This window comes from Streptomyces sp. NPDC025784, from assembly GCF_055558435.1.
In genome coordinates this window covers 329,959-343,277 of record NZ_JBVHMN010000003.1, presented here as the reverse complement: position 1 = coordinate 343,277, position 13,319 = coordinate 329,959, and the positions used below count along the sequence as shown (strand labels likewise).

General features: G+C 70.4%; 13 protein-coding genes. 7 read left to right on the top strand and 6 right to left on the bottom strand.

The annotated features are described in order from the left end of the window. The first annotated feature begins 123 nt into the window (after nt 1–123). The 3 genes from ACZ4IF_RS11100 (at nt 124) to ACZ4IF_RS11090 (ending at nt 3,752) form a co-directional block, all read left to right on the top strand. On the top strand, nt 124–1,950 hold the full coding sequence (locus ACZ4IF_RS11100; protein WP_467561565.1) for an acyl-CoA dehydrogenase: 1,827 nt from the start codon (nt 124–126) through the stop codon (nt 1,948–1,950). Between the two features lie 134 nt (nt 1,951–2,084). Then, nucleotides 2,085–3,380 carry a M18 family aminopeptidase gene (locus tag ACZ4IF_RS11095; RefSeq protein WP_467561563.1) on the top strand — a complete coding sequence of 432 codons (1,296 nt, stop codon included), beginning with the start codon at nt 2,085–2,087 and terminating at the stop codon, nt 3,378–3,380. Nucleotides 3,381–3,506: 126 nt separating this feature from the next. Continuing rightward, nucleotides 3,507–3,752, top strand: a complete 246-nt coding sequence (locus ACZ4IF_RS11090; RefSeq protein WP_028799315.1) for a DUF6458 family protein — start codon at nt 3,507–3,509, stop codon at nt 3,750–3,752. Nucleotides 3,753–3,822: 70 nt separating this feature from the next. On the opposite strand, the gene ACZ4IF_RS11085 is transcribed toward ACZ4IF_RS11090, so the two are convergent. Both ACZ4IF_RS11085 and ACZ4IF_RS11080 read right to left on the bottom strand, forming a co-directional pair. Next, a complete protein-coding gene (locus tag ACZ4IF_RS11085; protein ID WP_467561561.1) occupies nt 3,823–5,652 on the bottom strand; it encodes a thioredoxin-like domain-containing protein in 1,830 nt (609 codons plus the stop codon). Between the two features lie 29 nt (nt 5,653–5,681). Continuing rightward, the gene (locus ACZ4IF_RS11080; RefSeq protein ID WP_359489127.1) at nt 5,682–6,074 is read right to left on the bottom strand and encodes a cupin domain-containing protein; all 393 of its coding nucleotides are present in this window, start codon (nt 6,072–6,074) and stop codon (nt 5,682–5,684) included. Between the two features lie 51 nt (nt 6,075–6,125). On the opposite strand from ACZ4IF_RS11080, the gene ACZ4IF_RS11075 reads away from it, so the two are divergent. Beyond that, nucleotides 6,126–7,175, top strand: coding sequence for a GlxA family transcriptional regulator (locus tag ACZ4IF_RS11075; protein ID WP_467561558.1), 1,050 nt, complete (start codon nt 6,126–6,128; stop codon nt 7,173–7,175). After that, entirely contained in the window at nt 7,172–7,666 is a 495-nt protein-coding gene (locus ACZ4IF_RS11070) for an LURP-one-related/scramblase family protein (protein WP_467561556.1), read from the top strand. Before ACZ4IF_RS11075 ends, ACZ4IF_RS11070 begins: the two co-directional genes overlap by 4 nt. 35 nt (nt 7,667–7,701) lie before the next feature. Here ACZ4IF_RS11070 and ACZ4IF_RS11065 read toward each other — a convergent pair whose 3' ends face one another. Next, nucleotides 7,702–8,502, bottom strand: a complete 801-nt coding sequence (locus tag ACZ4IF_RS11065; protein ID WP_467561554.1) for a carbon-nitrogen family hydrolase — start codon at nt 8,500–8,502, stop codon at nt 7,702–7,704. 154 nt (nt 8,503–8,656) lie between these two features. Here ACZ4IF_RS11065 and ACZ4IF_RS11060 point away from each other — a divergent pair, with 154 nt between their 5' ends. Beyond that, nucleotides 8,657–9,481 carry a maleylpyruvate isomerase family mycothiol-dependent enzyme gene (locus ACZ4IF_RS11060; RefSeq protein WP_359489119.1) on the top strand — a complete coding sequence of 275 codons (825 nt, stop codon included), beginning with the start codon at nt 8,657–8,659 and terminating at the stop codon, nt 9,479–9,481. A gap of 59 nt (nt 9,482–9,540) precedes the next feature. On the opposite strand, the gene ACZ4IF_RS11055 is transcribed toward ACZ4IF_RS11060, so the two are convergent. Both ACZ4IF_RS11055 and ACZ4IF_RS11050 read right to left on the bottom strand, forming a co-directional pair. Continuing rightward, nucleotides 9,541–10,836 (bottom strand): MFS transporter, encoded by a 1,296-nt coding sequence (locus ACZ4IF_RS11055; protein WP_467561552.1) that lies wholly within the window; start codon nt 10,834–10,836, stop codon nt 9,541–9,543. Next, nucleotides 10,833–11,564 carry a GntR family transcriptional regulator gene (locus ACZ4IF_RS11050; RefSeq protein ID WP_467561550.1) on the bottom strand — a complete coding sequence of 244 codons (732 nt, stop codon included), beginning with the start codon at nt 11,562–11,564 and terminating at the stop codon, nt 10,833–10,835. The genes ACZ4IF_RS11055 and ACZ4IF_RS11050 overlap by 4 nt, the downstream gene beginning before the upstream one ends. 201 nt (nt 11,565–11,765) lie before the next feature. Here ACZ4IF_RS11050 and ACZ4IF_RS11045 point away from each other — a divergent pair, with 201 nt between their 5' ends. Continuing rightward, nucleotides 11,766–12,662, top strand: a complete 897-nt coding sequence (locus ACZ4IF_RS11045) for a D-alanyl-D-alanine carboxypeptidase family protein (RefSeq protein ID WP_095935505.1) — start codon at nt 11,766–11,768, stop codon at nt 12,660–12,662. 91 nt (nt 12,663–12,753) lie between these two features. On the opposite strand, the gene ACZ4IF_RS11040 is transcribed toward ACZ4IF_RS11045, so the two are convergent. After that, nucleotides 12,754–13,299, bottom strand: coding sequence for a hypothetical protein (locus ACZ4IF_RS11040; RefSeq protein WP_467561548.1), 546 nt, complete (start codon nt 13,297–13,299; stop codon nt 12,754–12,756). Nucleotides 13,300–13,319 lie beyond the last annotated feature (20 nt).

The window sequence follows — 13,319 nt, the reverse complement described above, 5'->3', positions numbered from 1 at the left end:
CACATATGGACCATCAGGGGTTGATTCTTATTACTGACGGGTAGCATCATCGTAGCTACTTGTTGGTACGTGAACTAGCTGCGAGGAGTCAGTGCCTCGCCGATCCCTTACGGAGCCGTCGCCATGGGGCACTACAAGTCGAATCTCCGCGACATCGAGTTCAACCTCTTCGAGGTGCTCGGGCGCGACAAGCTGTACGGCACCGGCCCGTTCGGGGAGATGGACACCGACACCGCCAAGAGCATCCTCGATGAGCTGACCCGCCTCTCGGAGAACGAGCTGGCCGAGTCCTTCGCCGACGCCGACCGCAACCCGCCGGTCTTCGACCCGGAGACCAACACCGCGCCCGTGCCCGCGTCCTTCAAGAAGAGCTACAAGGCCTTCATGGACTCCGAGTACTGGCGTCTGGGCCTGCCCGAGGAGATCGGCGGCACCACCGCCCCGCCGTCCCTCATCTGGGCCTACGCGGAGCTGATCCTCGGCGCCAACCCGGCCGTGTGGATGTACTCCTCCGGCCCGGCCTTCGCCCGCATCCTCTTCGAGGAGGGCACCGAGGAGCAGAAGAAGTGGGCCCAGATCGCGGTCGACAAGACCTGGGGCTCCACCATGGTGCTCACCGAGCCCGACGCCGGTTCGGACGTCGGCGCCGGCCGCACCAAGGCGATCCAGCAGGAGGACGGCTCCTGGCACATCGAGGGCGTGAAGCGCTTCATCACGTCCGGTGAGCACGACATGGAGGAGAACATCCTCCACTACGTCCTCGCCCGCCCCGAGGGCGCCGGCCCCGGCACCAAGGGCCTGTCCCTGTTCCTCGTCCCGAAGTACCTCTTCGACTTCGAGACCGGCGAGCTGGGCGAGCGCAACGGCGCGTACGCGACGAACGTCGAGCACAAGATGGGCCTCAAGGCCTCCAACACGTGCGAGATGACCTTCGGCGACCGCCACCCCGCCAAGGGCTGGCTGATCGGCGAGAAGCACGACGGCATCCGCCAGATGTTCCGCATCATCGAGTTCGCCCGCATGATGGTCGGCACGAAGGCGATCTCCACCCTCTCCACCGGCTACCTGAACGCCCTGGAGTACGCCAAGGAGCGCGTCCAGGGCCAGGACCTCGCCAACTTCATGGACAAGGCCGCCCCCAAGGTCACCATCACGCACCACCCGGACGTGCGCCGCTCGCTGATGACGCAGAAGGCGTACGCGGAGGGCATGCGCGCCCTGGTGCTGCACACGGCGGCCGTCCAGGACGAGATCATGCTGAAGGAGGCCGCGGGCGAGGACTCCGCCGCCCTGGAGGCCATGAACGACCTGCTCCTGCCGATCGTCAAGGGCTACGGCTCCGAGAAGGGCTACGAGCAGCTCGCCCAGTCGCTGCAGACCTTCGGCGGCTCCGGCTTCCTGCAGGAGTACCCGATCGAGCAGTACATCCGCGACGCCAAGATCGACACCCTGTACGAGGGCACGACCGCGATCCAGGGCCAGGACTTCTTCTTCCGCAAGATCGTCCGCAACCAGGGCGCCGCGCTGAACTCGCTCGCCGAGGACATCAAGTCGTTCCTCGCGCTCGGCACCGGCGGCGAGAACCTCTCCGCCGCCCGTGAGCAGCTCGCCAAGGCGGCCGTCGAGCTGGAGGCCATCGTCGGCCTGATGCTGACCGACCTCGCGGCCACCGAGCAGGACGTCAAGAACATCTACAAGGTGGGCCTGAACACGACCCGCCTGCTGCTCGCCTCCGGCGACGTCATCGTCGGCTACCTGCTGCTGCGCGGTGCCGCCGTCGCCACCGAGAAGCTGGAGACCGCCTCCGCCAAGGACAAGCCCTTCTACACCGGCAAGATCGCGGCCGCGAAGTTCTTCGCCGCCAACGTCCTGCCCGGCGTCACCGGCGCGCGCAAGCTCGCCGAGGGCGTGGACCTGGACCTGATGGAGCTCGACGAGGCCGCGTTCTAGAGCCCGCGCGGAGCTGGGCGGACGCCCAACCAGAACCTGTCCTTCCGGTCAGGTGTCCGCCCTTCACATCCCCCTTACGACGGCCCGTTCCCCATCGCCGGGAGCGGGCCGTCGCGCGTCGTTAAGGTGAACCCATGAGTACACCCGCCCGCTTCGACCGCGGCCACACCGACGACCTCATGTCCTTCCTGGCAACCAGCCCGACGCCGTACCACGCGGTGGCGAACGCGGCCGAGCGTCTGGAGAAGGCCGGATTCCGCCAGGTCGCCGAGACCGACGCGTGGGACGGGACGAGCGGCGGGAAGTACGTACTGCGCGGAGGCGCCATCGTCGCCTGGTACGTGCCGGAGGGCGCCGAGCCCCACACGCCCTTCCGGATCGTGGGCGCACACACCGACTCCCCGAACCTGCGCGTGAAGCCGCAGCCCGACACCGGCGCGCACGGCTGGCGCCAGGTGGCCGTCGAGATCTACGGCGGCCCCCTGCTGAACTCCTGGCTGGACCGGGACCTCGGCCTCGCGGGCCGGCTCTCGCTGCGGGACGGCTCCACCCGCCTGGTGAACATCGACCGCCCCCTGCTCCGCGTCCCCCAGCTCGCCATCCACCTGGACCGTTCGGTCACCGCCGACGGACTCAAGCTCGACAAGCAGCGCCACATGCAGCCCGTCTGGGGACTCGGCGAACCCCGCGAGGGCGACCTGATCGCCTTCCTGGAGGAGGAGTCCGGACTGCCGGCGGGCGAGGTCACCGGCTGGGACCTGATGACCCACTCCGTCGAACGCCCCGCCTACCTGGGCCGCGACAGGGAACTGCTGGCGGGCCCGCGCATGGACAACCTGCTGTCCGTGCACGCGGGCACCGCCGCCCTGACCGCGGTCGCCACGGCCGACTCTCGGCTCGACCACATCCCCGTCCTCGCGGCCTTCGACCACGAGGAGAACGGCTCACAGAGCGACACCGGGGCCGACGGACCGCTCCTGGGCAACGTGCTGGAACGCTCGGTGTTCGCGCGCGGCGGCTCCCTGGAGGACCGGGCACGCGCCTTCGCGGGCACCGTCTGTCTGTCCTCCGACACGGGCCACGCGGTCCACCCCAACTACGCCGAGCGGCACGACCCGACGCACCACCCCCGCGCGGGCGGCGGCCCCATCCTCAAGGTGAACGTCAACAACCGCTACGCCACCGACGGTTCGGGCCGCGCCGTGTTCGCCGCCGCCTGCGAGAAGGCGGACGTGCGCTTCCAGACCTTCGTCTCCAACAACGCCATGCCCTGCGGCACCACCATCGGGCCCATCACCGCGGCACGGCACGGCATCAGGACCGTCGACATCGGCGTGGCCATCCTGTCCATGCACAGCGCCCGCGAACTCTGCGGCGCCGACGACCCGTTCCTCCTGGCCAACGCCCTGGTGGCCTTCCTGGAGGGCTAGTTCAGCCGCCCGTACCGCCACGACGAGCGATCGCCTCCGCATGGCCGGGCCCGAGCCGGGTACCCGGGTCGGGCCCGGGAAGACACCGTGTCTGCTCCGGGATGCCGAGCCAAGGAGGCGACACTCATGGGCCTGGGCGGATGCATCATCCTGATCGCCGCAGGAGCGATCCTCACGTTCGCGACCGACTGGAACATGAAGGGGGTCAACCTCGACCTCGTCGGCGTCATATTCATGATCGTCGGACTGATCGGGGTGGCGACCTTCAGCAGCATCGCCCGGCGCAGGCGCGTCGTGGTGCCGCCCACCACCCCGGTGGTGGAGGAGGAGCGCCACCACCCGGGCGGCTACAGCAACGGATACGGCGCCTGAGCACCCACGCGCCCCCGAACGCACGCGGCCGGACGCCCCGGGCCGGCAACGGCCGGCCCGGGGCCGCCCCTCACTCGTCCATGCCGGCGAGAACCAGCGGCAGCCGGTCCGTGCCCGACGCGGTGAGCCGGACCGGCACACCCCAGTCCTGCTGGTGCACATGGCAGGCCGGGTACTCGTTGGCCGGATCGTCGTCGCAGGACGCCGCCATCGCCGACACGTGCAGGACCCCCTCCGGCACCGCCGGATCGAGCTCCAGCACGCGCGAGAGGTCCGTCCCCGTGCCCTCGCCGCCCCGCAGCAGCCCCGGCGGCGTCGACGAGACCAGCAGACGGGTCGACGGACCGTAGCGGGTGTCGAGCTTCTGGCCGGCCGGAGCCTGGAAGATCACGTCCAGACGCAGCTCACCCGGCGCGACCTCGGTGGGCGCCCGCTGAGTGCGGTGGGCGACCGCCTCGACCCGCACGGCCTCCTCGGGCAGCCGCAGCCGCGTCAGCCGGTGGCGCGCCGACTCCACGACCACGATGTCGTCCCCGACGAGCACCGCGTCGCTCGGCTCCCGCACGTCCGTGGCGAGCGTGGTCACCTCACCCGTCGCCGGGTCGTAGCGGCGCAGAGCGTGGTTGTACGTGTCGCTGACGGCGACCGAGCCGTCGGGCAGCGCCGTCACCCCCAACGGGTGCTGCAGCAGCGCCTGTCCGGCCGGACCGTCACGGTGCCCGAAGTCGAAGAGCCCGGTCCCCACCGCGGTGTGCACCGTCCCGTCGAGGTCGACCCAGCGCAGCGCCGACGTCTCGGAGTCCGCGAGCCAGAGCCGGTCGGCGGTGGCGGCGAGCCCGGAGGGCTGCGCGAACCAGGCCTCGTCGGCCGGCCCGTCGACCAGCCCCTCGTTGGCCGTGCCCGCGGCGACGCCGACCGTGCCCCGCGCATGGTCGTACGCCCACAGCTGGTGGACCCCGGCCATGGCGATCCACACCCGTCCGCCGAACACGGCCACGTCCCACGGCGACGACAGGTCCACCTCACGCGCGGGCCCGGACGTCGGCGACCCCCGCCACCACTGGCGGCCGGTGCCCGCGAGCGTCGTGACCTCGCCGGAGGCCAGGTCCAGGCGGCGCAGGGCGTGGTTCACGGTGTCCGCGACGACGACCGTGCCGTCGTCCAGCAGGGCGAGCCCCTGAGGCTCGCTGAAGCCGGCCTCCGCGGCCGTCCCGTCCACGAAGCCGCGCGCACCGGAGCCGATCCGCCGGATCACCGACTCCCCGTCCTCCGCCAGCTCCACGAGCTGGTGCCGGGTGGTGTCGCTGATCAGGAGGTTCCCGTTCGGCAGGGCGAGCGCCTTGCCGGGGAAGCGCAGCACGGTCGGCTCGGGCTCGGGCGCGACGTAAGGCCCGTCACCGCGCCGCAGGGTCCCCTTGGCCTCGTGCTCGGCCTCCAGCTCCTCCACCAGCCGGGCGATGGCGTGCGCGTGCCCCTCCCCGGCGTGCTGGGCGACCACGTACCCCTCGGGGTCGATCACGACGAGCGTCGGCCACGCGCGCACGGCGTACTGCTTCCAGGTGGCGAGCTCGGGATCGTCCAGCACCGGGTGCTCGACCCCGTACCGCTCGACGGCGTCGACGACCGCCTGATGCTCGGCCTCGTGCACGAACTTGGGCGAGTGCACCCCGATGATCACCACGGTGTCGCGGTGCTTCTCCTCCAGCTCCCGCAACTCGTCGAGGACGTGCAGGCAGTTGATGCAGCAGAACGTCCAAAAATCGAGAATGACGATGCGTCCTCGCAGGTCGGCGAGGGTGTACGGGGCACCGCCCGTGTTCAACCAGCCGCCCTTGCCGATCAGCTCGGGGGCGCGGACACGGACGCGGCGGGTTGCGGGGGCCGGGACGGAGTCGTTCATGGATCAAGGGTGCCACCACGCGCCGGCACTCAGCTCAGCGCGTGTCCGGTGGTCGCGTCCACGTGGTCCGGGACCTCGTCGTGGCGGTCGCCGACGGTGAGGGTGCCGGTGGGCTCGAACATCAGGATCGAGGCGCCGTGCGGAGCGACCGGCTTGTGCTCCGTGCCGCGCGGCACGGTGAAGACGGAGCCCTGGGGCAGGACGACGGTCCGTTCGCCGGCCGCCTCCCGGAGCGCGATGGTCAGCTCGCCCTCCAGGACCAGGAAGAACTCGTCCGTGTGGTCGTGGACGTGCCAGACGTGCTCGCCCTCGACCTTGGCGATGCGTACGTCGTAGTCGTTGACGGCGGTGACGATGCGCGGGCTCCACAGTTCGGTGAAGGAGGCCAGGGCGCCGGACAGGGAGACGGGTTCGCTGCTCATGGACTCATCCTCGGCCTGGCCCGGCATCCGGACGAGTGCTAGAAATCGCATATGGCGCAACGATCCTCTCAGTCCGGTCCGGCGGGAGGCACACCGCCCGCCCGCCGGGCCCCGTCCCCCGCCGCGCGGGGCGTGCACCGTGTCGTCCTCGTCGTGGACGAGAACTCGAACCCCTTCGAGATGAGCTGCGCGATCGAGGTGTTCGGGCTGCGTCGGCCGGAACTCGGGCGGGAGCTCTACGACTTCGGGCTCTGCGCCGCCGGGGAGCGGACCCGGATCCGGGACGGGTTCTTCACGCTCACCGGCGTGGACGGGCTGGAGGCGGCCGACGAGGCGGACACGCTGATCGTGCCGAACCGTCCGGACACCGGGACGCCGCGCTCCCCCGAGGTGCTGGACGCCGTTCGCCGGGCGCACGAGCGGGGGGCCAGGCTGATCGGGTTCTGCTCCGGTGCGTTCACCCTCGCGGAGGCCGGGCTGCTGGACGGGCGGCGGGCGGCATGTCACTGGATGTGGGCGGATGCCTTCCGGGCGCGGTTTCCGCGGGTCCGTCTGGAGCCGGACGTCCTGTTCGTGGACGACGGGGACATTCTCACCGCGTCGGGCAGCGCGTCCGCGCTCGATCTCGGGCTGCATGTCGTGCGGCGCGACCACGGCGCGGAGATCGCCAACGCCGTCTCGCGACGGCTGGTCTTCGCCGCGCACCGCGACGGCGGGCAGCGTCAGTTCGTGGAACGGCCGCTGCCCGAGGTGCCCGACGAGTCCCTGGCCCCGCTGCTGGCCTGGGCACAGGAGCGGCTCGGTGAGCCGCTGACGGTCGCGGATCTGGCCGCGCGGGCGGCGGTGAGCCCGGCGACGCTGCACCGGCGTTTCCGCGCCCAGCTCGGCACCACCCCGCTGGCGTGGCTGACGGGTGAGCGGGTGGCACTCGCCTGCCGGCTCATCGAGCGCGGGGAGGAGCGCCTGGACGTGGTGGCGGACCGCAGCGGTCTGGGGTCCGCCGCGAACCTGCGGGCGCGGCTGCGCCGGGCGACGGGACTCAGCCCGTCGGCCTACCGGCGGCGTTTCGGACCGCCTGCCGGGGAAGCGGTGATGGCATGAGATTCCTCGTACGCGACCGGCTCCTCGGCTTCGGCGACGACTACTGGATCGAGGACGACCGCGGCAACAAGGTCTTCCTCGTCGACGGCAAGGCCATGCGTCTGCGGGACACCTTCGAGCTGAAGGACACGCGCGGGCGCGTCCTGATCGACATCCACCAGAAGATGCTCACCCTGCGCGACACGATGATCATCGAGCGGGACGGCGACCCGCTGGCGACCATCAAGCGCAAGCGTCTGTCCCTGCTCCGCAACCACTACCGGGTGTCGCTGGTCGACGGCACCGAGCTCGACGCGAGCGGGAAGATCCTCGACCGTGAGTTCGCCATCGACTACGACAACGAACTCCTCGCGCAGATCTCCCGCCGCCGGCTCCACGTCCGTGAGACGTACGGGGTCGACGTCGTACGGGACGACGCCGACCCGGCACTGCTGATCGCGGTGGCGGTGTGCGTGATCCACCTGGCGGAGAAGGAGCGTGGCGAGGACTGAGGAGCAGCGCGCGAGGGCCGGGCGGAGCGGTCCCGTCAGGCCTGTCGCCGAGGTGTGTCGAGCCCCAGCAGGCGGTCCTTCAGCGCGGGGAACTGCTCCCGCGTGTCCGCGACCTCGGCGGGGTCGAAGTCCACGGTGAGGACCTCCTCGCCGGCCCCGGCCTCGGCGAGGACCTCACCCCACGGGTCGACCACCAGGGAGTGGCCGGCCTGGGCGACTCCGGCGTGCGTGCCGGCCGTTCCGCAGGCGAGGACGTAGGCCTGGTTCTCGACGGCGCGCGCCTGTGCGAGCAGTGTCCAGTGGGAGCGGCGCCGTTCGGGCCAGCCGGCCGAGAGCACGAGGGTCTCCGCGCCGGCGTCGACGAGCCCGCGGAAGAGTTCGGGGAAGCGGAGGTCGTAGCAGGTGGCGACGCCGACCACGGTCTCGGGCAGACGGACCGTCACGAGCTCCGATCCCGCGCCCATCAGCACGGCCTCGCCCTTGTCGAAGCCGAAGCGGTGGATCTTCCGGTACGAGGCGGCGAGTTCACCGGAGGGCGAGAAGACGAGGGACGTGTTGTAGAGGGGGCCTTCGGGGTCCCGCTCGGGGATGGAGCCGGCGTGCAGCCAGACGCCCGCGTCGCTCGCCGCCTTGGCCATCACCTCGTAGGTGGGTCCTTCCAGCGGTTCGGCCTCGGTCCGGAACCCTTCGTAGGCGAACGCGCCGGTCGTCCACAGCTCGGGCAGCACGACGAGGTCGGCTCCGGCTTGTTCTCGTACGAGAGACGCGACACGCTGCCGACGCGATTCGACCGATTCGGCGTCGTTTACGTCGATCTGGAGGAGAGAGGCGCGCACACTACCACCGTCCTGGCATTCGAGCCGTCGATACGGGCCTACGATCGTCACACGAAAGCACTGCCGGGGTGCCTCACAGCAGCGTAACTTAGCGTCCCAAGACACCCGCTGCCTGTGCACTGCCCGCGTCCAACCGCCCGAGGGGTCCCGTTCCGTGAGTCTGCATCCCAGCCTTCAGTCCTACGCCGACGCCTGGACCCACTCGATCGAAGCGATATCGGAGCTGGTGCAGCCGCTCGTGGAGGGCGAGTGGAACCGGCGGACCCCCTGCCCGGGCTGGTCCGTGCGGGACATCGTGTCGCATGTCATCGGGCTGGACTGCGAGATGCTCGGCGACCCGCGGCCGATCCACACGCTCCCCCGTGACCTGTACCACGTGACGAACGAGCACCAGCGGTACATGGAGATGCAGGTCGACGTGCGGCGCCACCACACCGCGCCGGAGATGACGTCCGAGCTGGAGTACACGATCATCCGCCGCAACCGGCAGCTGCGGAACGAGACCAGGCAGCCCGACAGCAAGGTGCGCGGCCCCCTCGGCACCGAGATCACCCTCGAACAGGCCATGCGGAACCGAGCGTTCGACGTGTGGGTGCACGAGCAGGACCTGCGGACGACGCTGGGCCGGCCGGGCAACCTCGACTCCCCGGGCGCCTCCATCGTCCGTGACCAGCTTCTCGCGGCGCTGCCGAAGATCGTCGCGAAGGACGCCGGTGCTCCCGCGAACTCCGCGGTGGTCTTCGACGTCCACGGTCCCGTCGAGTTCCTGCGCACGGTCCGCGTCGACGCCGACGGCCGCGGCACGATAGACGGTGCCCCCTCCCTCGGCCCCGCCGCCTCGATCTCCCTGGACTGGGAGACGTTCTTCCGGCTGGCCTGCGGCCGCGTTCACCCCGACGCCGTCGCCGACCGCATCAAGACCGAGGGCGACCCGGATCTGTCGGCGGCCATCCTGCGGAACTTCGCGGTCACCCCGTAGCCGGCACCGCCCGTCCGGCCGGGGCTGTCCCCGGCCGGGGCAGGACGTGCCGACCGGGGCTAGGCCGGCACGTGCACCGTCTCCACCCGGCTGGCGACCAGCCGTTCCCGTTCGCGCCGGGCCACCCGCCCGCGGAGCCGGAAGATCTGGCTCAGTCCGACGGCCTGGAGGACGAACACGGCGGCGAAGGCCACGCGATAGTTGTCGCCGGTCGCGTCGAGCAGTACACCGATGGCCAGCAGGGTCGTCATGGAGGCGACGAAGCCTCCCATGTTGGTGATGCCGGATGCGGTGCCCTGCCGTTCGGGCGGGTTGGCCGGCCGGGCGAAGTCGAAGCCGATCATCGAGGCCGGGCCGCATGCCCCCAGTACGGTGCACAGCACGATGAGCACCCACATCGGCGCCCGGTCCCCGGGGCAGGCGAGCGTGCCGGCCCAGACGACGGCGGTCGCGGCCACCGTGCCGAGTGCCAGCGGCAGCCGTGCCGAGTGGTGCCGGGCGACGATCTGCCCGTACACGAGGCCGACCATCATGTTGGAGAGCACGACGAGCGTCAGCAGTTCGCCGGCGGTCGCGCGCGAGAGTCCTTGTGCCTCGACGAGGAACGGCAGACCCCACAGCAGCAGGAACACCATCGCCGGGAACTGTGTCGTGAAGTGCACCCACATGCCGAGCCGGGTGCCGGGTTCCCGCCAGGACGCGGCGATCTGCCGGCGCACGTAGGCGGCGCCCCGGTGCGGGAAGGGCTCCGGGTCGTGGCCCTCGGGGTGGTCCTTCAGGAACAGCAGCAGGAGCACCAGCACGACGACTCCGGCGAGCGCGCTGCCCGCGAACGCGGCCGTCCAGCCGACCCCGTGCAGCAGCCGCGCGATGACCAGGGTCGAGACGAGGTTGCCGGCCATGCCGACCAGGCCGGCGAGCTGCGCGACCAGCGGGCCGCGGCGGGCGGGGAACCAGCGGGTGCCGAGCCGCAGCACGCTGATGAAGGTCATCGCGTCGCCGCAGCCGAGCAGCGCGCGCGAGGCGAGGGCCGTGCCGTAGGAGGGGGAGAAGGCGAAGCCCAGCTGTCCCGCGGTGAACAGCAGGACGCCGATGGTCAGCACCTTCTTGGTGCCGAGCCGGTCGACCAGCAGGCCGACGGGTATCTGCATGCCCGCGTACACGAGGAGCTGGAGGATCGAGAAGGTGGACAGCGCCGAGGCGTTGACCTGGAAGCGGTCCGCCGCGTCGAGGCCCGCCACTCCCAGTGAGGTCCGGAAGATGACGGCAACGAAGTAGACGGCGACGCCGATGCCCCAGACGGCTATCGCGCGCCGCCCGCCGGGCGGGTCGCCGGGAAGGGTCGCGGTGCTCATCGGACCTCGCCCCGCGCCAGGTTGGAGAACCAGCTGACGTGCCGGTGGATGATGTCGACGACGGCCTCGGCGTCACCGGAGCGCAGCGCTTCGAGGATCTCCTCGTGCTCGGTGAGCGTCTTGGTGATCCGGTCGGGGTGGGCGTGCATCACGGCGACTCCCATCCTCAACTGCCGGTCGCGCAGCTGGTCGTAGAGCCGGGAGAGGATCTCGTTGCCGCCGCTGCGGACGATCTCGGCGTGGAAGCAGCGGTCGGTGACGGCGGCGCCCGCCAGGTCTCCGGCGGCGGCCTGCTCCTTCTGCCGTGCGAGGAGTTCCTCCAGCCGGGCGATGAGCTGCGGCGGGGCGGGGAGCGCCTTGCGCGCGGCGTGCTCCTCGACGAGCTGCCGGGTCTCGACGACGTCCGCGATCTCCTGGGCGGAGACGGGCAGGACGAGCGCGCCCTTCTTCGGGTAGAGCCTGATGAGCCCTTCGACCTCCAGGCGCAGCAGGGCCTCGCGCACGGGCGTGCGGGAGACGCCCACGGCCTCGGCGAGCTCGCCCTCGGTGAGCAGCGTGCCGCCCTCGTAACGGCGTTCCAGCACGGCCTGCTTGACGTGTGCGTAGACGCGGTCGGCGGCGGGCGGCTGTTTCACGGGCTGCTTCACGTCCTGCTGCGCCCGCCCGGCGGGCCGGTCGGCGGAGTCGTGCACGTGCGGGTCGGCGGGCGCGGGCGGGGCTGAAGGCATGCGCACATCATAGATACAACACGTACGCATGCCGCCGGACGTTTCAGCATGCGGACCCCGGGCCTCGCTCGTGTAACTCAGGTCACAAAACTCCCACCCCATCGTCGTACATCCCTTTGCGCGTCTCACGAGTCCGTACGTGAGACGGCACTCTCATGTGCCGACCTCCCAGGGGCATTTCGCGCATTCGGAGCGTTCATTTTGATTACCGGCATTAAGGGCACGCGTTTCCGCAGGGCCGCCGCTGTGACCGTCACGACCGGCGCCGTCCTGGCGGCCGGAGCCTTCGGCGCGGCACCCGCGGGCGCCGTGACCACGCCCACGATCGCCGCCAAGGGCGGCTACGTGATGAACAACGGCACGGGCACGACCCTCTACACCAAGGCCGCGGACACCAGGCGTTCCACCGGCTCCACCACCAAGATCATGACGGCCAAGGTGGTGCTGGCCCAGTCGAACCTGAACCTCGACGCCAAGGTCACGATCCAGAAGGCGTACAGCGACTACATCGTCGCCAACAACGCCTCGCAGGCCCACCTGATCGTCGGTGACAAGGTCACCGTCCGTCAGCTCCTGTACGGGCTGATGCTGCCCTCCGGCTGCGACGCCGCGTACGCCCTCGCCGACAAGTTCGGCACCGGCACGACCCGCGCCGCCCGCGTGAAGTCGTTCATCGGCAAGATGAACTCCAGCGCGCGCAGCCTCGGCCTGACGAACACGCACTTCGACTCGTTCGACGGCATCGGCCACGGCTCCAACTACTCGACGCCGCGCGACCTGACGAAGCTCGCCAGCAGCGCGATGAAGAACTCCACGTTCAAGACGATCGTGAAGACGCAGAACACCCGGCAGAAGGCCACCACCAAGAGCGGCGGCTACCGCTACTACGACTGGGAGAACACCAACAAGCCCCTGCTGACCGGCTACAGCGGCACGATCGGCGTCAAGACCGGCTCCGGCCCCGAGGCCAAGTACTGCCTGGTCTTCGCCGCCACCCGCAACGGCAAGACGGTCATCGGCACGGTGCTCGCCTCCACCTCGATCACCGCCCGCACCTCGGACGCCAAGAAGCTGCTCACCTACGGCTTCGCCAAGTAGGGCCGCACACGCGCGAGAAGGGGCCCGCCGCGGCACGCGGCGGGCCCCTTCGCCGTTCCCGGTCGGACGCTCCCGGTCGGGCCGCTCCCGGTCAGCCGTGCATGAGCGGCGAGCCGTAGAGATCCTTGGTGATCGCGCCCTTGCCGTCACCCTCGATGTCGTAGACGACGGTCGAGTCCGAGGACCAGTACAGGTCCTTGTTGTACGTCACCGACGGCACGGTGCAGGTGCTCGCGGGACCGGGCTCACCGGGGCCCGAGTAGTTGCTGTTGAACAGGGACGTCCAGTCGCACGTCTTCGACGCGACGACGGTGTCGCCGCCGCCCGAGTCGGAGCGCGACTCGATCCGCGTGGTGATCTTGAACGAGGTGAACCTCTTGCCGTTGTCGATCACCTGGTCGTCGACGATGTTCCAGGTGACGTCACTCGACGCGGTCACCTTCCCCGAGGTGACGTCGGCGCAGTTCTCCATGTAGTACGTCGTCTCGGGCTTCTGGCCCGGGAAGATGATGTCGAACTGGTGGGTGAACGCGTCCGAGCAGCTGCTCACCGCGGCCGCCGGTGAGGCGAAGGCGATACCGCCGGCGAGCGCGCCGCCCACGAGCGCGAACGTGGCGAGAGACTTTCCGACCGTCAAGGGAATTCCTTTCGAGAAGG